At 42.6% G+C, this 19,831-nt stretch carries 16 protein-coding genes; 9 read left to right on the top strand and 7 right to left on the bottom strand.

The features are described 5' to 3' along the window. Positions 1–278 precede the first annotated feature (278 nt). From BQ7997_RS02485 to BQ7997_RS02495, 3 genes are all read left to right on the top strand, one after another. Entirely contained in the window at positions 279–1,655 is a 1,377-nt protein-coding gene (locus tag BQ7997_RS02485) for a tryptophanase TnaA (RefSeq protein WP_073343202.1), read from the top strand. Positions 1,656–1,789: 134 nt separating this feature from the next. Next, positions 1,790–2,092, top strand: coding sequence for a GNAT family N-acetyltransferase (locus tag BQ7997_RS02490; protein ID WP_022136813.1), 303 nt, complete (start codon positions 1,790–1,792; stop codon positions 2,090–2,092). An 8-nt stretch (positions 2,093–2,100) separates the two neighbouring features. Beyond that, positions 2,101–2,355: a (4Fe-4S)-binding protein gene (locus BQ7997_RS02495; protein ID WP_022136814.1), complete on the top strand. Its 255-nt coding sequence runs from the start codon at positions 2,101–2,103 to the stop codon at positions 2,353–2,355. 75 nt (positions 2,356–2,430) lie between these two features. Here the strand turns inward: BQ7997_RS02495 and BQ7997_RS02500 are convergent, their stop codons facing one another. The 4 genes from BQ7997_RS02500 to mutY all read right to left on the bottom strand — a co-directional run bounded on the left by BQ7997_RS02500 (position 2,431) and on the right by mutY (position 6,177). Next, on the bottom strand, positions 2,431–3,063 hold the full coding sequence (locus BQ7997_RS02500; RefSeq protein ID WP_073343204.1) for a 4'-phosphopantetheinyl transferase family protein: 633 nt from the start codon (positions 3,061–3,063) through the stop codon (positions 2,431–2,433). A gap of 74 nt (positions 3,064–3,137) precedes the next feature. Next, positions 3,138–4,490: a gliding motility-associated protein GldE gene (locus BQ7997_RS02505; protein ID WP_073343206.1), complete on the bottom strand. Its 1,353-nt coding sequence runs from the start codon at positions 4,488–4,490 to the stop codon at positions 3,138–3,140. A 76-nt stretch (positions 4,491–4,566) separates the two neighbouring features. Next, a complete protein-coding gene (locus BQ7997_RS02510) occupies positions 4,567–5,040 on the bottom strand; it encodes a single-stranded DNA-binding protein (protein ID WP_073343563.1) in 474 nt (157 codons plus the stop codon). An 87-nt stretch (positions 5,041–5,127) separates the two neighbouring features. Continuing rightward, positions 5,128–6,177, bottom strand: coding sequence for an A/G-specific adenine glycosylase (mutY, locus tag BQ7997_RS02515; RefSeq protein ID WP_073343566.1), 1,050 nt, complete (start codon positions 6,175–6,177; stop codon positions 5,128–5,130). A 213-nt stretch (positions 6,178–6,390) separates the two neighbouring features. Between mutY and BQ7997_RS02520 the strand changes: the two genes are divergently transcribed. From BQ7997_RS02520 to BQ7997_RS02530, 3 genes are all read left to right on the top strand, one after another. After that, entirely contained in the window at positions 6,391–6,666 is a 276-nt protein-coding gene (locus BQ7997_RS02520; protein WP_004300646.1) for an HU family DNA-binding protein, read from the top strand. A gap of 283 nt (positions 6,667–6,949) precedes the next feature. Beyond that, positions 6,950–8,524: an Rne/Rng family ribonuclease gene (locus BQ7997_RS02525; RefSeq protein ID WP_073343209.1), complete on the top strand. Its 1,575-nt coding sequence runs from the start codon at positions 6,950–6,952 to the stop codon at positions 8,522–8,524. Between the two features lie 100 nt (positions 8,525–8,624). Further along, a complete protein-coding gene (locus BQ7997_RS02530; protein WP_073343212.1) occupies positions 8,625–10,373 on the top strand; it encodes an ATP-binding protein in 1,749 nt (582 codons plus the stop codon). Between the two features lie 71 nt (positions 10,374–10,444). On the opposite strand, the gene BQ7997_RS02535 is transcribed toward BQ7997_RS02530, so the two are convergent. The 3 genes from BQ7997_RS02535 to BQ7997_RS02545 form a co-directional block, all read right to left on the bottom strand. Continuing rightward, positions 10,445–11,671 (bottom strand): ATP-binding protein, encoded by a 1,227-nt coding sequence (locus tag BQ7997_RS02535; protein WP_073343569.1) that lies wholly within the window; start codon positions 11,669–11,671, stop codon positions 10,445–10,447. A 600-nt stretch (positions 11,672–12,271) separates the two neighbouring features. Further along, positions 12,272–15,523 (bottom strand): hypothetical protein, encoded by a 3,252-nt coding sequence (locus tag BQ7997_RS02540; RefSeq protein ID WP_139260878.1) that lies wholly within the window; start codon positions 15,521–15,523, stop codon positions 12,272–12,274. Between the two features lie 367 nt (positions 15,524–15,890). After that, on the bottom strand, positions 15,891–16,838 hold the full coding sequence (locus tag BQ7997_RS02545) for a tyrosine-type recombinase/integrase (RefSeq protein ID WP_073343572.1): 948 nt from the start codon (positions 16,836–16,838) through the stop codon (positions 15,891–15,893). Positions 16,839–17,044: 206 nt separating this feature from the next. Between BQ7997_RS02545 and BQ7997_RS02550 the strand changes: the two genes are divergently transcribed. The 3 genes from BQ7997_RS02550 to dnaB all read left to right on the top strand — a co-directional run bounded on the left by BQ7997_RS02550 (position 17,045) and on the right by dnaB (position 19,758). After that, complete coding sequence (locus BQ7997_RS02550) at positions 17,045–17,350, top strand: DUF4248 domain-containing protein (protein WP_073343217.1); 306 nt, start codon at positions 17,045–17,047, stop codon at positions 17,348–17,350. A 421-nt stretch (positions 17,351–17,771) separates the two neighbouring features. Beyond that, positions 17,772–18,389 (top strand): hypothetical protein, encoded by a 618-nt coding sequence (locus BQ7997_RS02555; protein WP_073343219.1) that lies wholly within the window; start codon positions 17,772–17,774, stop codon positions 18,387–18,389. Continuing rightward, positions 18,379–19,758, top strand: coding sequence for a replicative DNA helicase (gene dnaB, locus BQ7997_RS02560; RefSeq protein WP_073343222.1), 1,380 nt, complete (start codon positions 18,379–18,381; stop codon positions 19,756–19,758). The genes BQ7997_RS02555 and dnaB overlap by 11 nt, the downstream gene beginning before the upstream one ends. Positions 19,759–19,831: the final 73 nt, after the last annotated feature.

Raw genomic sequence — 19,831 nt, forward strand, 5'->3', positions numbered from 1 at the left:
ATCTTACAACTAATAACAAGAAATCGTTCGAATAATCATATTACATAATTGAATTTATTCTTTATCTAAAAGAAAAGAGCTAAACTTCTTATTTCAAAAGTTTAGCTCTTTTATCATTTCAGATTCTTTCTCTTTGCCTAAAGTTTCTACTCTTTCTTTATACATTTCTCTACGAATACATTTTTCGTCCATTATTTTCTAACAAAAAGCTATCATTCTTTTGGTATTTAAAGCAGTTTTAGCTACATTCGTCGCACAAAACACTTAAATATACTACAATGGAATTACCTTTTGCTGAATCATGGAAAATAAAGATGGTAGAACCCATCCGTAAAAGTACTCGTGAAGAACGCGAGCAATGGATTAAAGAAGCACATTACAACGTCTTCCAACTCAAATCAGAACAAGTTTATATAGACCTCATCACCGACTCAGGAACAGGAGCCATGAGCGACCGCCAATGGGCGGGAATGATGCTCGGTGATGAAAGTTATGCCGGTGCGACATCATTCTTCAAATTGAAAGAGATGATTACGAAACTGACCGGATTTGAATATATCATTCCGACTCACCAGGGACGTGCCGCAGAAAATGTCCTTTTCTCCTATCTTGTGCACGAAGGAGACATCGTACCCGGCAATTCACACTTCGACACCACCAAAGGACATATCGAAGGACGTCATGCCACCGCACTAGACTGTACCATTGATGCCGCCAAAGAGACACAACTTGAAATCCCCTTCAAAGGAAATGTAGACCCTGATAAATTACAGAAAGCTCTGACTCAATACGCCGAACGCATCCCTTTTATCATCGTAACCATTACCAACAACACAGCCGGCGGACAGCCCGTATCTATGCAGAACTTACGCGAAGTACGAGCCATTGCCGATAAATACGGCAAACCGGTACTTTTCGATTCCGCCCGCTTTGCTGAAAATGCTTACTTCATCAAAATGCGCGAAGAAGGTTATCGGGATAAATCTATTAAGGAAATTACACGAGAGATGTTTGCCCTTGCCGACGGCATGACAATGAGCGCCAAAAAAGACGGAATCGTCAATATGGGCGGATTCATAGCCACACGGCGTGAAGACTGGTATGAAGGCGCAAAAGGTTTCTGCGTACAATACGAAGGATATCTCACTTACGGTGGAATGAACGGACGGGACATGAACGCACTCGCCATCGGACTGGATGAAAATACCGAATTCGATAATCTAGAAACACGTATCAAGCAAGTGGAATACCTGGCAAAGAAACTGGATGAATACGGAATCCCCTATCAGCGTCCTGCCGGCGGTCATGCCATTTTCATCGATGCGCCCAAAGTGCTGACACACGTACCCAAGGAAGAATTTCCGGCACAGACACTGACTGTTGAGCTCTATCTGGAAGCCGGTATCCGTGGATGCGAAATCGGCTATATTCTTGCCGACCGTGACCCGGTTACTCATGAAAACCGATTCAACGGACTCGATTTACTACGTCTTGCCATCCCCCGCAGAGTGTACACTGACAATCATATGAACGTAATAGCCGCCCTCAAAAATGTATATGAACGAAGAGAAAGCATTACCCGCGGAGTACGTATCGCTTGGGAAGCTCCGTTGATGCGACATTTCACAGTCCAGCTAGAAAGGTTGTCAGTATAAACAGGAAAAGTCCGTGTAAACAAGGAAAGCCCATATAAACAGGAAAAGTTATCTCCGTCAACAATTGTCCGTATAAACAAAAGTTCTTCCAAAGTGTTTATATTATAATCGCTCAAACTTAATACGTAAAAATTATGGCAGAAGATTATAAATTAATAGACAACGAAGAAAAACATCGGTATGAATTTCAGATTGATGGCAAGATAGCTGAAATAGACTATATTAAATCAAATAACGGAGAAATCTATCTCGTTCACACGGAAGTACCTGCTTCACTGGGCGGAAGAGGAATCGGTTCGCAACTTGCTGAAAAGGTATTGACGGACATAGAGAAACAAGGTTTACGCCTGGTGCCGCTCTGCCCGTTTGTGGCCGGATATATCCATAAGCATCCTGAATGGAAGAGAATTGTAATGCGTGGTATTCACATTAAATAAGTATAGCTATGGGAAAGAAAGTTGAATATACCAATGGCGAACTGACTATTGTATGGCAGCCGGAATTATGCCAGCATGCCGGAATATGCGTAAAGATGTTACCCAACGTCTATCATCCGAAAGAAAGGCCGTGGGTGCAAATTGAGAATGCGACAACGGAAGAATTAATTGCACAAATCAGCAAATGTCCGTCAGGAGCATTAAGCTACCGGCTGAATGAGAAAAAGCCCGGCAAGCAAGAAAAGATAAGTAAGGAAAAATAAGTAACCAAAAGAGAAACGGTGAATAAGAAGGGAAATTTCCCATTCATTATTCACCGTTTCTCTTTTATTTTATATTCAATCCAGAGTCCATGTCAGCACAAAATCCGGATGGATGCGATAACCCGTTGTATAGAGTTTTTGCTGTTCCGTCACGAACTCCTGAACTTGAAACGTACCTTCTTCCTGAGGAACAAACTGTGTCAAACGGAGTTTGCGGAGATCGGCGTCGGCATTTTCCATCCGTTTAAAGATAGCTTCTTTTGCAGACCAGTGCAGCAACAGTCCCCATACTGTATCATCTTTATAAACTCCTACCTGCTCGTCGGGACGGATATAACGGTCGGCCACCCGATGAACCCGTTGACCGTATTGCTCAATATCAATGCCAACAGGAGCCTGAGAACCAAGTATCACAGCCACATACCCTTTCGTATGAGAAATACTGATAAAGAAAGAATGATCGGCCAGATAAGGTTTGCCTTCTGAAGAATAAGCAATTTCCTTATCTTCCCGAAGCATTGAATACAGCAGCACACGAACAGATGTCCATTCCATCTTCCGGCGTTCAGAGACAAAACGGTTCAGTTCCTGCTCACAGGAAATTCTTCGCGCTTCGGGCAGAAGAGCCAGTAATGTATCCAAAGATTCTTCCATCTTCCATACAGCCCACTGTATATCATTGGTTCTACTTTGCAGGAATAACGCCATCTTATGCTTGGTTGAAATTATATTTCCGTAATTATTCTCTTGGGATTGTCCTTCCGTGATTATTCCTTCATGACTTATTCTTTTTCTTCCGATGTTTCCGTATCGTCAGGCAGAATCGTAAACTTGACTTTCAGAATCCGGCGGCTATCCATCTCCAAGACTTCAAACTCATAATTGTGGTAAGTCACTTTCTCGTGCAATGCCGGGAATTCGCCTTTAATTTCGAGCAACATACCCGCCAATGTATCGGCATCCCCTACCACTTTCTCAAATTCATCTTCGCTTACTTTCGCAATCTTATAGAAATCCGTCAACTGCGTTTTTGCCTCGAATATCCAGGTATGGTCATTCAGCACGACATATGTACGTTCTTCATCGTCATACTCGTCATGAATCTCCCCTACAATTTCCTCGATAATATCTTCCATCGTCACCAGTCCGGAAGTTCCGCCAAATTCATCCACAACGATAGCAATATGAATCTTATTCGCCTGGAAATCACGCAGCAAATCATCAATCATCTTCGTCTCCGGCACAAAATACGCAGGCCGGATCAACGACTGCCAACGGAAATTATCCCCCTTGCTCACATGAGGCAGAAGGTCTTTGATATACAACACCCCCTTGATATTATCCCTCGAACCGGCAAAGACAGGAATACGCGAATAAGCATTTTCAATGATACATTGCATCACTTCCTTGAAAGACGTGCGAATATCCAAATCGACCATATCCAGGCGTGATGTCATCACTTCTTTCACGGTTTCTCCGCCAAAACGGATAATTCCTTCCAGGATATTATTCTCTTCGGTAAGTTCCGCTTTATCCGTAAGCTCCAATGCATGTGACAGTTCGTCAACTGAAATATTATGGCTTTTCTTGGCAAAATGCTTGTTCAGAAAAGCAGTAGAGCGTACCAGGACAGTAGCTATCGGATAAAATATCTTTTCCAGGTAATAAATGCCCGGCGCGGAGAAACGGCAGAAAGCCAATGTCTTCTGTGCAGAATAAATCTTCGGCATGATTTCGCCGAACAGGAGCAACAGAAAAGTCAGTATCACAGTCAGTATCAAGAACTCTGCCAACGGAGAATGAAATACAAAAACATTCATAAAGAAGAAGTTGCAGAGCATGATAATGGTTACGTTCACAAAATTATTAGTAATCAGTATCGTCGCCAGGAGACGTTCGGAATTGCCAAGAAGGGCACTTATTTTATCATCGGAAGTATGATTCCGTTCATCAATATCATTCCGGTCTGAAGGAGAAAGCGAGAAAAAAGCGATTTCAGAAGCCGAAGCAAAACCGGAAGCCAGCAGGAGCACACCTGCCAGTACTATGGCAATAATAGCAGAGATAGAAGGAGTGTTTACGGTAATACCGTTGAAAATGTCAGCCAATTGGCTTAAATAACCATCTGAGTCCAAAGAGTATATATTTTAGTTTAACAAAAGACAATGTGCCAATCTGCTCGCGAAAACCTATTGGCACACTATCACATTACTAGAACGGCAAGTCATCTGCCGGATTATCTTGTACAGGCTGGGCTTGCGATTGCTGCGTCTGTTGTGATTGCTGTTGCATTTGCTGCGGCTGGCCGGCGGCAGGCTGTTGTGCAGAAGCAGCAACTCCCGGATTAGCGCCTTTCGGAGACAGCATTTCCATATTATCCACATAAATCTCGGTGATATAGCGCATAGCTCCCGACTGGTCACTGTAAGAACGTGTTCTAATCTTTCCTTCCAGATACAATTTGTCACCTTTGTGCACATATTTATCCACAATCTCAGCCAGACGGTTGGATGCAACGATATTATGCCACTCCGTTCTTTCAGGAATTTGGGTTCCATTTTGCAATGTATAGCCACGGTCTGTCGTAGCTAACGGAAAAGTTGCCACAGCCGAGCCTGTATCGAAATATTTCACCCGCGGATCTTGTCCCACGTTTCCTATCAATATCACTTTATTTACTGACATATATGTATCAAGTTTATAATTCTTAGTTTCAAATGCGCTGCCAAAATTAAACAGAATAACAATAGGATGCAAGAATTGTTGTAACTTTTATTTCGAATCAATATACTTCTCAATAAAAGCGTGCACCAACCTTGAAACAGCATATTGCTCCAATTCTTCCGCCTTTATTTTCTGAAACTTACTGAAAGAAGCCGTTTCTCCGGGCAATGTCACTTCATAGAAATTAGCATAAATCACCCGATGGGACAATACATGCTTCACTTCCCTGCACACCGAACGGACTACCGGCTGCTCCCCCGGCGCAAAAAACGCCCGAAATTCAGGCAAAGCTAAAAAATCTTCTTCCGGCACAGCCACCGGAGTTTCTATCAAAGGTAGTTCAAACAGGTTCTTCCAAATATCATCTGCCGTCCGCTTATTTATAAAGGTATGCGCGCCCGCACGTACATAAATATAATTGAAATAACGGTTCGTCGTTTTCGTCTTATGCCGCTTCACAGGCAGCTTGGCAACCAACCCTTTCGCAAGAGCCGAACAACTATCCACCAACGGGCAAAACAAACAATCAGGTGATTGCGGCGTACACTGAATCGCTCCGAAATCCATAATTCCCTGATTGTAGAGAGCCGGCTGTTTTCTATCCAGCATCTCGTCCGCCAACCCTGCAAAAAGTTTCTTTCCCTCTGTCGAATCAATCGGCGTGTCAATGCCGAAATAACGTGAAAGCACACGATACACATTTCCGTCCACCACCGCATAAGGCATGCCATAAGCAAACGAGCAGATGGCCGCCGCCGTATACTCCCCCACTCCTTTCAAAGCCAACACTTCCGGATACGTTTTCGGGAAAACTCCATTCATGCTTTTTGCGGCAGCGTGAAGATTCCGGGCACGTGAATAATATCCCAATCCCTGCCAATATTTCATCACCTCGTCCTCGTCTGCGTCAGCCAACGTCCGCACATCGGGAAAGCGCTTGATGAAACGCATAAAATAATCATACCCCTGCACCACACGTGTCTGCTGAAGGATAATCTCCGAAATCCATATCAGATACGGATCGGAAGACTCCCGCCAGGGCAGCTCACGCTTATTCTCTTTATACCACTCTATAATTGTTTCATTGAACTTGTTCATAGGCCCGGTCATCATGTATCATCTAACATTTATCTTGTATATGCTGTTCAAAAGCCACACAAAAGTAACTCTTTTGGCTCTAAGAAAACTCAACGCCACCATTTTTTTAGAAAAATGTGCATAATATATTTTTTTAGGAGCTTAAAAAGCTATATATTTGCAGTCCAAAAAATTAGCAATAACATAATAGTAATAATATTTTTTTAAGGAAAAATGACTAAAGCAGATATTGTAAACGAGATTACAAAGAAAACTGGGATTGACAAGCAGACAGTTCTTACAACAGTTGAAGCATTCATGGACGCTGTAAAAGATTCATTGTCAAACGACGAGAATGTATATTTGCGTGGGTTCGGTAGTTTCGTAGTGAAGAAAAGAGCACAGAAAACTGCTCGTAATATTTCTAAGAATACTACGATTATCATCCCCGAGCACAACATTCCGGCTTTCAAACCGGCTAAGACATTTACAATTTCAGTAAAGAAATAATAAACAAGAGTATTAACCCATAAAATGTGAAGCTATGCCAAGCGGAAAAAAGAAAAAAAGACATAAAATGTCTACGCACAAGCGTAAAAAAAGACTAAGAAAGAACAGACATAAAAGCAAAAAATAATTTTTAAGTCTGGATCACACAGAAATAAAGAACAAACTTGCGAAGCCAATGTCTTTCAAGTTTGTTCTTTGTTTAAGTAGCTAACCCAAAATGAACAATTTGTCAAAAAAGTTGTTCATATAAATGAGATTCAACCAATAATAAGGAAACAAAACAGTGACAAGTGAACTAGTAGTTGACGTACAGCCCAAAGAGGTGTCCATCGCCCTTCTCGAAGACAAGAGCCTGGTAGAACTTCAGAGCGAAGGAAGAAACATTTCCTTTTCTGTGGGCAATATGTATTTGGGACGTATCAAGAAATTGATGCCCGGACTGAATGCATGCTTTGTAGACGTCGGTTACGAGAAAGACGCTTTCCTTCATTATCTTGACTTGGGTCCTCAATTTAACTCACTCGAAAAGTTTGTAAAGCAGACTTTAAGCGACAAAAAGAAGCTGGCCTCCATCAGCAAGGCAACCCTGCTTCCCGACCTCGACAAGGATGGAACTGTATCCAACACACTCAAGGTGGGACAAGAAGTAGTGGTGCAAATCGTAAAGGAACCGATCTCCACGAAAGGGCCGCGACTGACTTCCGAAATTTCATTTGCCGGACGTTACCTCGTGCTCATCCCTTTCAACGACAAGGTTTCCGTATCACAAAAAATTAAATCGAGCGAAGAACGCGCCCGCCTGAAACAACTGCTGATGAGCATCAAGCCGAAAAACTTCGGTGTCATCGTCCGCACGGTAGCCGAAGGCAAACGCGTAGCCGAACTCGACGGAGAGCTTAAAGTCCTGGTAAAGCATTGGGAAGATGCGATGGCAAAAGTACAGAAAGCCACCAAGTATCCGACGTTGATTTATGAAGAAACCAGTCGTGCCGTAGGTTTGTTGCGCGACCTCTTCAACCCTTCTTTTGAGAATATTCACGTCAACGACGAGGCTGTGTACAATGAAATCAAAGACTACGTATCACTGATTGCGCCCGACCGGGCTAATATCGTGAAACTGTACAAAGGCCAGCTTCCCATTTACGACAATTTCGGTATCACCAAGCAGATTAAATCATCGTTTGGTAAAACTATCTCTTACAAGAGTGGTGCTTATCTGATTATTGAGCATACTGAGGCGCTTCACGTAGTAGACGTGAACAGCGGTAACCGCACCAAGAATGCCAACGGACAGGAAGGCAACGCACTCGAAGTAAACCTGGGAGCCGCCGACGAACTGGCGCGCCAACTGCGGTTAAGGGATATGGGTGGTATCATCGTCGTGGACTTCATCGACATGAATGAAGCCGAAAACCGTCAGAAGCTTTATGAACGAATGTGTGCCAATATGCAGAAAGACAGGGCACGGCATAATATTCTGCCGCTCAGCAAATTCGGGCTGATGCAGATTACACGCCAGCGTGTGCGTCCGGCAATGGACGTCAACACGACCGAAACCTGCCCTACTTGCTTCGGCAAAGGCACTATCAAGTCGTCCATTCTCTTTACGGACACTTTGGAGAGTAAAATTGATTACCTGGTCAATAAACTGAAGGTTAAGAAATTCTCGTTACACGTCCATCCGTATGTGGCCGCTTACATCAACCAGGGACTCGTTTCCCTGAAACGGAAGTGGCAGATGAAGTACGGATTCGGTATCAAGATTATTCCAAGTCAGAAACTCGCATTCCTGCAATATGTGTTCTATGATACACATGGAGAGGAAATCGACATGAAGGAAGAATTCGAAATCAAATAGACAGAAAAGGCGGCTCGTTGCAACGGGTCGCCTTTTTGTATCGTACAATCACCGGAAATCTCATTTTTTATTCTTATTTTTGTGAGAAAATGAAAGAGTTATGAACCTACCTGCAAAGCGCAAGCGTATTCCGTATGGAATGATGAACTTTATCGATGTCCGCGAAGATGACTGTTATTACGTGGACAAGACACATTATATCCCTCTCATAGAGAATGCGAACAAGTATTTCTTCTATATCCGTCCGCGCAGGTTCGGAAAGAGCTTGACAATCTCTATGCTCCGACATTATTATAATATATTGGAAGCAGATAAGTTTGAGAAATGGTATGGCGGCCTGTATATAGGAAAGCATCCCACTCCCGAACGAAATTCATATCTCATTATTTACCTGAACTTTGCCGTAGTAAACGCCGAACTGAAAAGTTACCGACAGTCATTAGACGCACATTGCAACACTGAGTTCAACTTTTTCTGCGATGTATATGCCCAATATCTTCCCGAGGGAATAAAGGAAGAAATGAATAAGAAGAAAGGCGCTGTAGAGCAACTGGATTATCTATATAAAGAATGCGTCAAAACCAATCAACAGATTTATCTGTTCATTGATGAATACGACCACTTCACAAACAAGATTCTGTCCGAGCCTTCCTGTCTCGAAGATTATAAGAGCGAGACACACGGAACCGGTTATCTGCGCAGCTTCTTCGATACGGTGAAAGCAGGCACGGATTCCACTATCAAACGATGCTTCGTGACAGGTGTCAGTCCCGTCACTATGGACGACCTGACCAGTGGATTCAACATCGGTACCAACTATTCGCTCTCTGCTGAATTTAACGAAATGACCGGATTCACCGAAGAAGAAGTACGGGCGATGTTGGATTATTATGCCACTACTTGCGAGTTCCATCATTCTACCGACAAGTTGATAGAAACAATGAAACCGTGGTATGACAACTACTGCTTTTCGGAGAACAGTTATGGCAGGACAACGATGTACAACTCAAATATGGTACTCTACTTCGTAGATAATTACATTCGTAACGGCGGAGAAATGCCCCGTAATATGGTAGAAGAAAATATCCGTGTAGATTATAACAAACTACGGATGCTTATCCGCAAAGACAAAGAATTTGCCCATGATGCCTCGACCATCCAGACATTGGTACAGCAAGGATATATCACCGGTGAACTAAAAACCGGATTTCCTGCCGAATCGGTTGCAGAACCGGATAACTTTGTCAGCCTGTTGTTCTACTTCGGAATGTTGACTATCAGTGGAACCAAACGTGGTAAAACAGTATTGACTATCCCCAATCAGGTGGTGCGCGAACAGTTGTACAGTTACTTATTGGATACCTACAACGAAGCAAACCTCCGTTTTGATAATTGGGAGAAGGGGGAACTCGCCTCGGCGATGGCTTATGATGGCGACTGGAAAGCCTATTTCGACTATATTGCCGAATGCCTGCACCGATACTCTTCCCAGCGTGACAAGCAGAAGGGTGAAGCATACGTACATGGATTCACATTAGCTATGACCGCCCAAAACCGTTTTTATCGCCCCATCTCCGAACAAGATAACCAGGAAGGATATGCCGATATTTTCATGTCCCCCCTATTGGAAATCTACCAAGACATGCTTCATTCCTACATTATAGAATTAAAGTATGCCAAAGGAAAGGACAGTGATGAAAAGGTGGAACAACTCCGACAGGAAGCTATCGCACAAGCCAACCGCTATGCTGCCAGTGAAACGGTGCAAAAGGCAATCGGAACAACGACTCTACACAAAATCATAGTCGTTTATCAAGGGATGAAAATGGTAGTGTGCGAAGAAACTTAAATTTTATACATATTTTGATATACTATACAGAAAAGGCGGCCCGTTGCGACGAGTCGCCTTTTTTAGTATTATCATCCCCAATTTTCTTCTAACAGGAATTCAGCGATATGCCTATGTTTCACTCCTTCTATATTATCTTGCCACAGTTCATCCATACTCACTACATATTTGGGATAATGATCAGCAATAGCCAGCAAAGGAGCGTATTCCCTGTCAACGGTAGCCTGCGATGCCAACAGATAAGTCACTTGAACATAAATTTTCTCTTCACGACGCAAAGCCACAAAATCCACTTCTTTCTCATCCTGCTTGCCAATATAAACATTATATCCGCGACGTTTCATCTCCGCATAAATCAGATTCTCCAATGCTCCGGCTATCAAACGGTCTTTATAACCCATCACCGCATAGATTATAGACAAGTCGCTTACAAAATATTTCTCATTGGTTTGCAACAACTCCTTGCCTTTGATGTCATAGCGTTGCACACGTTGGATAATGAAAGCACTCTCGAGCGCATTCAAATAGTTATAAATGGTATTAATATCCACTTTTCGCTGCTGATTCTTAAAATAGTCGGCAATATTCTTGGCATTTAACCTGTTACCGATATTGTCAAAAACGAACCGGACAATACGTTCCAACAAATCGACATTGCGGATGCCATGACGTTGTACCGTATCACGCAATATTACAGAGGAATAGATGTCATATACTATCTTGTAAATAGCTTCATAAGGGTAGTGCGCCGTGTGGATAGCAGGAAAACCGCCCATACGCAGATATTTCTTGAATTCTTCCCGCAAATCCGTCCGGCCCATTGCGGAAGCCGACAACCCGTGAAAATCCAAATATTCTTTGAAAGAAAGCGTCATGATATGGACATCTACATACCGTCCCGCCAAATAAGTGGACAATTCGGATGAGAGCATGCGAGAGTTGGAGCCTGTCACATAAATATCTACTTCCCAATCCACCATGAATGAATTGACAGCTTTTTCCCAATGCTCCACTTCTTGTATCTCATCCAATAGGATATAATATTTCCCAATCCCCCCTTTTATCTTTTCGCTCATATAAGCATACAACGATTTGGCATCCGTAATATCTATCCATTCAAAACTTTCAAAGTTCATATAAATGATGTGTTCTTTATCCGCACCTCTCTTCAAGAGCTCATTCTGAATCTGTTGAAGAACCACAGATTTCCCACAGCGACGGATACCTGCAATCACTTTTACGAACGGCTGGTCTATAAAAGGAATAATTTGTCTCATGTATAAGTCTCTCTCAATCATAGCTTCCAATATTGTTAATTTACACTTCTAACCACAAATATACTCCTTTTCTCCAAATCATTTAGGGTTATACCCCGAAAAACATCTGATAGATATAAGTTTTTTAGGGTTATACCCCGAAACATTTATCTGGCTTATCAGCGGGATTTGTAACCTGACTCGTTTCAACGGGTCGCCTTAGAATAAGATACAAAAGAAGTTTTGGAAATCACCATTATAATCAAAAAAGCCCGGACTTTCACAAGCCCGGGCTTTCTGTGTTCTCAAAACATCTTCTTATCTATAGGGAAATAAGGGACTAGCATATTAATTCTAGCGCAATACGGAAGATGCTTCGAGAATATAAAAGAAGATGTCTGTGGGAAATAAGGGAGACATCTTCCTTTCTAAGTATCAGACAAAAAAGATATACTTTCACAAGCATGAACTTTCCATCTGAGTACTCAGGAAAACATCTTCATACTATTACATGAAGATAGATTTATTAATTCAGACTAGTATAAGTCTGTTTTTTAAAAGCTATCTCCCACTCTTGCTAACACCTAACGTCAATAGAGGGGAGATGCTTGTATTATAGAGAAATATTCTCAATTTATGAGTTTATTTCTTAGTACCAATCGGATATGTGATAGTCATGGTAGTAGTTCCATTCTCTATTACCTGTCCCCAAGCAGAAGTAGCCTTAACATCAATTTTTACCGTAATAGGTGCAATAAGACCACCATCCATAATTTTCAAGAAATCACTATTCAATTTAATATCCTTAACTGCATCTTCAGTCAATACACCATTGGTATAGCCATCAGTAGTATCAAAATATTTTTCAAAATCAGTACGGTTACTGCCTTCAACAACTGTATATGTCATGCTCAAGCCATAAATAGCTAACGCATCAGCAGCAATCTTGGTTCCAAAATTCTCTTCCGTAGGCGTAGGCCACATTTCTTTTCCTCTTGAATCATTCCATGTGAAACCATCCAACAGTTTTGTACTTTCAGTCAATGCTTTCTTCTCAATTACTGTCTCTTCAGGAACCTGCAAATCGCCTGTCATATCAGGAGCAGTAAGTTTAACTGTTCCAACAGTAGCAATTTCATCTGCCGGTTTAGTTTCATCTCCACAATACAATACAAATTTCACAGTTACCTCATTAGTGTTAGCAGGATCGTTAGTGAATGTATATATTTCATTTTTATCTCCTGAAGTTGCAATAGTACCAACGTCATTACCTGTTTTATCACCTGCTGTAAGTACAGTCTTAAGCTCAACATTGCCTGCTGCAACTTCTTTTATAAGATTAGTCCATTCTGATTGTACAAACAATACTCCTAGATTCTTAGTTAAAGTAACTTTAAGAGGATTACCACTAAGCGCAGAAGTCATTGACACTACAGACTTACCATCCCAAACTGCTGATTCCGGATTTAAAGCTTTGAATACCGGTTTATCCACTGTCACACTAACTGGTACAGTTATTTTCAAAGTATTTCCAAAATCAAATATGATGTTTGGAGTAGCAGTACCAGAGAATTCACCCTTAACAGTTACTTCTACATTGTCGTTCTTCACTTGAGCATCAACCTTGCCATCAGCAGCAGCCGTATGCTCAATAGAACCACCTGCACTTATTATCGCTAAACTTACTTCAGAAAGTTTAGCATAATTTTGTCCGGTAGCCGTATTGATTTCTTTCAGAATTTCGTCAATTGCAGCCTTTTGAAGATTATATGGTTTATCTCCGGTATTCCATTTCTGTCCATTATTCAGGATAATATTTTTCACTGTAACACCTTCAGATTCCACAGTAACAGTTTCAGCATCGCCTGTATATGATGCTGTCTTATTTCCGGCTTTCATTGTTACAGTTGGAGTTACCGTACATTCATCTTGCAAAACAGCAGCACCCTTCAATTTCAAAAGACCGTTTGTTAAAGTAAAGTTATCCTTATTAGTACCATCTAATGCAAATGTAACATCAAAAAGTTCAGTCGGAATATTCATCTTACTTAAAGGCTGTGCGGTCTGCTCATTAGATCCATCCAAATCACTCAATGTCACGAAATAGTAGTCAGCTCCATCAATGCCTTTGTCTTCATCCGTGGGAGTAAAGAATGACAATCCGTTCTTATTATCCGGATACATCACATTACCACGACCTGTAGCTGAATTAGAATAAGTTACCTTTTTCACATAACTTTTGCCTATGATGGCAGCAAAATAATCAGAAGTGATTTCAGTCAATTTTGTTGTTTCATCATTACCAGTTACATATAAAGCAATAGCATAACTTTCTGAAGCAGAACCAATATTCAAAGTCACTTCAATTACACCTTCTTCATATTCTGTATCCGATTTCTTAACCTTTGATACTCCAATAACTTCAAACGGTTCACCAACACTGCGGCTTTTCACGATATGCTTATCTGTTGTGATAGTGTATTTACTATCCTCTGCCACCAATGCATCCACTGCAGAAGCCGGAGAAACACGGAATCTTACTTTAGTTTCCACTTCATTGGAAATCAGTTTGCTGCCAATTGTTTCCGACGAGCCTGATTCAGGATCAACAGCGGTAGCAGCATCAGCAGTTGTATAGTAAGATATAAATTCAACCTTTCTTACCAAGCCGTTTGCGTCATATTCCTGTGGAAGGAAAACAAGGCTCTTCAGCATATCTTTTACTGCACCGGTAAGTGTAGATACACTGTTCTTAATAGATTCAATTTCAGAATTATAAGAAGCGAAGGTTGTTTTCAGATGTTCATCAATCTGCTTGTTTAAGTCTGCTGATTTCAAATATACAGACAAGTCTGACGTTTTTGCACACTTAGCTAATTCAGCGCTCACATCTGTTATACCATTCAAGGCATTATAACAATCATTTGCTTTCTGAATAGTATTATTATTCGGATCTGATAAATCGCTGACAAGAACTTCAAGAACATCTGTCTTGTAGTCCATCAACGTCTTAATATCTACAAATATGTTCTTATATTCTTGGCTTTGGCTATCAACAAATGTACTTATCTGGTTTTGAAGTTTTTGCATATCTTCATTATATAAATCAAGACTCAGATAAGTTGTTTCTATATCAGCTAAAATAGATGTTTTGAATGATCCGTCTACGTACTCTTTAACAGCATTGACTTTATCAGTCACTTGATCTGACGTCAAATAATCAAGCATTTTAGCATCTACATAGTCCTTTGCAGTTTTCAGGTATTCATTCAACTGATCAATTGTAGCGAAATTGGCACTAGCATCTTCTAGATTCTGAATTTTAGTCTTTATGCCATCCAATTCAGCAATTTGAAGTTCCAGTTTAGCAATTCTTTCTCCGCTTGCCTTATCAAGTTCCAACATTTTCTGCTCAAGATCTGCCAATTTCAAGGCATTCTCTTCCGCTTTTTCGTCAGCTTTATCCAAATCTTTTTTCACTTTGTCGATGTCAGCTTGCAGTTGTTCTTTTGCCACTTTTACTGCATCAGCGATGGATTTGTCCACTTTACCAATGGCTTCTTCCAGTTTTGTGTTCAATGCAGTAACATCTTCACTTGAAGCTTTACCATCTAACGCTGTTTGCAATTTCTGGACTGCAGCTTTCAGTTCTTCCAATGCAGTTTTGTCTGCTTTGCCTGCTATTGCATCCAGTTGAGACTGTAAATCAGCCACTGCGCTACTAATAGCAGTTTTCATAGCTTCCGTTGTTACATCAGCCCCTTTTTTGTTGATGGTGTCAATCTGCTCTTGCAGCCCTTTCACATCATCATCATAGTCCTTACAACCTACGTAGGTGACAGTAGAAAGTGCCAGCGCCCCGAAGAACATCACTTTTACAAATTTTCTTTTCATAACTACTTAAAAATTACATTAATAATATATTATTAAACACTAAGTTTCAATAATAGACTTCCCGTTACTTCCTAGGTAACGGGAAAACCTTTGTACCTGCTCTTCAGGAGTAGTCAATACGGAAAAATAAGACATTATGGGATATTTTCTTTACCCCTGCTTCTGGAAAGCGGCAGAGGGGCGGGAAATCTTGTGTAATATTTAGAAGTTAACAAAGTCCTAATACAGAGAATCCACTTGTTTCGTTTGTCTTATTCCTGTTTTGAGTAATTTATTAGAAAAAATGTATGATTTCGTTTGGTTGTTTTAAGAAATATGCTCATATTTGCACCGATATTCAAAACCCGTTACCTAGGAAGTAACAGACTTAATTCCAAGTATTTATCCCCACCACCGAGCGTTTCACAAAGTCAATAACCTGTTTGTTCGCTTCATCAATTTTCTTATTTTTGAACGGCTTCAGATATGTCTCCGTCACGGTGATGGACGAATGTCCCATTGCTTCGGAAATGATTCCCGGATGTATCTCGCAATAATAAGCCGTTGTAGCCCAGGTGTGGCGGGCGGTATATGAACTCAGCTTATTTTTAAGTCCCAGCAATTGTCCGAGCAGTTCCAGTTGATGATTGAAGTTGCGCAACGCCAATTGATATTCCCGATACGCTTCCTTTGTCCCTTCCCCACTCAAGAGAATCGGAAACAGATAAGGAGACGCTGCATCGGGATTCCTATATTTCTCCAACAGTAGCATAGCTTCCGGTGTCAGCGTCACGGACAGGGGACGACCGGTCTTACGCCGACGATAAGTTATGACATTTCCTTGCAAGTCGTGCTTACGCAAATATGCCAGATCGACAAAAGGCAATCCGCGTAGCAGAAACATCAGAATAAAACACTCCCGCGCGCATCTCATACCGGAAGTAATGTTCTCAGGAGCCAGGTAAGCGAACATTTTCTTCATATCCTCGTCGTCCAACGCACGGTGACGGTCGGCACGCGTACCCGTATATACCGCACTGAACAGGCGCGGCACATATGCCGCTTTCCGCTGGTCTACCGCACGGTTGATGACGGCACGCAACGTACGCATATAAGTAGACACCGTGTTCCAACTGCATCCGCGCGCGCGAAGACTATTTTCAAAACACTTCAACCATTCGGAAGTCACTGCCCGAAACGGCAAATAATCCTTCCCCCGGAAAGCTACAATCACATTCAGTGTACTCTTATACACATGGGCAGTCCCCAGTTTGCCACTGACTTCCAAGCCTTGGGATACTTGTCTCATAAACGAAATTAAATTTTCATTTTTCATAAAATTATTTTCAATAATCAATACTTACAAATAAAAAAATTACTTTTAGTAATTCCAAAAATACACATATTAAATTTTACATACACAAAAAACATAAAATAAAAACTTACGGTTTGAAGTACATCTATCAGAAATATTTGCTTACATTTGCACAGTTTTTAGGACAAAGAGTCCTATTGTTATTTTAATTTAAAACAAATAGAATCATGACAACTCATGAATCAGCCAACAATGGCTACTGTATTAATGGCTTCATGCACTTCTCGGACTTAGCGGTAAACTATTTCCCGGAGTTATCAACTCCCAGTTCCGCCAGCAGAAAACTGCGCAGCTGTATCAAAGACAACGACGAGCTATACGCCCAAATGAGCGCTGCGGGTTACACAAAGACAACTTTAGATGTCAGCCCGAAGATGCAACTCATCCTCTACCAGTGTTTGGGAGCGCCCGTCATCAAACTGCCGACAACTGCCGACCGTGAAGTTGATAATGTAAACGCCGGCAAGGAATAAACGGAAAATCGAACTATATATTTTTAAATATATATTTTATTATTTATTGTTTATAATGTGTTACGCTAAGCGTTACGCGTATTTTTTCTTGACATATGTAACAATCAATGGCACAACCACTTACAAGAAGAAAAAGGTGTTACGCAAAGCGTTACGCACAAATATCCGTTTTTTCGTCCCTAAACGGAGTCTCTGATTCGTCCGAACGAAGGCTCTGTTCACCCCAAACAGACGCTCTGTTTCCCCCAAACGGAACGTCTGTTTTATTTCCTGCCCCAATAAGCTATATCTCAGGATAAAAAAAAATATTTTAAGCTATATTCTCCACCCGACAACACCTGCGAACCGTGCCGAACATGCCCTATTGCATACGCATGAAAACCGACATATCTTTGCCGGAAATAAAAAAAACGCTCAACTTATGAAAAAATTTAATTTCCAGTCCATGACGGCACACGGGTTCCTCATCATCCCCAAATCTTTGCTGCAACAGCAGATTGACATCGGGCATGGTTGCGAAGGGAATACAGAGGCGCTCCTGATTATGCTTATGAAGGTCAACTATTCGGAGACGCAATATACCGGATACCAGAACAAGGAGCTCCTGTGCCCGCGGGGCGAAAGCATGCACAGCTACCGCGACTGGAGCCGGATTTTCAACTGGAGCATCCCCCGGACTTTCCGCCTGATTCATGACCTGGCCACCGCAGGAGTGATAGAAATCATCCCGCATGAGGACAAATCCCTGCATATCCGCATAGTGGAATATGACAAATGGGTGGGGAATCCCGAAGCGATGAAGAAAAAGAAAGCCGTCAACGAGAAGTTCTTCCACTTCTGGGACGAGTATCACGCCATTACGCAACTTCCCAAAGAGAACATAGCCAAAGCGCAGCGCGAATGGAAAAAACTCAGTTGCAAAGAACAGCAACTCGCCATCGACAAAATCGAGGAATATTATTTCCATCAGACGAATTCCAAATATGTCCTGCATGCAGGCAGTTACTTATCCAATAAAGCGTTTCTTAATGAATACTGAGAACCGGGTTTCACCACAAGCGCCCGAAGTGGAAGAGGCTATCATAGGCGCCTGCCTTATCGAGCAGGACGCCTTGCCGCTGATAGCGGGGAAGTTACGCCCGGAGATGTTTTATGTGATGCGTCACCAGTTGATTTTCAGCGCTTTGCTCGCCATGCACCAGGCGGGTATGAAGATAGATATCCTCACCGTGAAAGAGGAGCTTGCCCGCCGGGGAAAGCTTGAGGATGCGGGCGGTGCCTTCGGCATCACGCAGTTGAGCAGCAAAGTGGCAAGCTCCGCACATATCGAGTATCACGCGCAGATAGTGCATGAGAAGTTCCTGAGACGGGAGATGATTCTGGGACTGAACAAGCTGCTCTCCTGCTCGTTGGACGAAACCATAGATATAGGTGACACACTGGTGGACGCGCACAACCTGCTCGACCGTCTCGAAGGGGAATCCGGACGCCACAGTAATATGCGCGACATGAATACGCTGATGGCGGACGCCATGACGGAAGCCGAGGGGCGTATCGCCCGGAGCGTGAACGGCGTGACGGGCGTTCCTACGGGACTGACGGATTTGGATCGCATGACGTCCGGTCTGCAGAACGGTGAACTGGTGGTTATCGCTGCGCGTCCCGGCGTTGGGAAGACGGGATTTGCATTGCATTTGGCACGAAACGCGGCAATGGCGGGGTATGCCGTAGCGGTCTACAGTCTTGAGATGCAGGGAGAAAGGTTGGCAGACCGGTGGCTGACGGGGGCAAGCAATGTCAGTGCCGGTCATTGGCGCGGGGGAACAGTCAGCCCTCAGGAGATGGCGGAAGCACGTGCCGTGGCTGCCGGACTGGCACGGTTGCCGATTCATGTGGATGACAGTACGGTGGTCAGTATGGAGCATGTGCGCTCCAGCGCACGGTTGCTGCAAAGCCGTAACGAGTGCGGCATGATTATCATTGATTATCTGCAACTCTGCGACATGAGCAGCGGACAGAGCAACCGCAACCGCGAACAAGAAGTGGCACAGACGGCACGGAAGGCGAAGTTGCTGGCTAAGGAACTGAACGTACCGGTGGTACTGCTGAGCCAGTTGAACCGTCTGTCGGAAGGACAGATAGACAGGCGTCCCGAACTGAGCCAGCTACGCGAAAGCGGGGCTATCGAACAGGATGCGGATATGGTGATACTGCTTTATCGGCCGGTGTTGGCACGGCTGACCACAGACAGGGAAAGTGGTTACCCGACAAAAGACCTTGGAATAGCCATCATTGCCAAACAACGTAACGGGGAGACGGGAAACGCTTACTTCAGCCACAATCCGGAAATGACGAAGATTACGGATTATGTCCCACCATTGGAGTATCTGCAAAAACATGCCAAATGAAACCGTTTTACGCCCGATTTACAATAAATATTTCACAACAATAAGCGTTTGTTCATTTTGGTTGGAAACGGTT

The organism is Bacteroides congonensis, from assembly GCF_900130125.1.
Lineage (GTDB): Bacteria > Bacteroidota > Bacteroidia > Bacteroidales > Bacteroidaceae > Bacteroides > Bacteroides congonensis.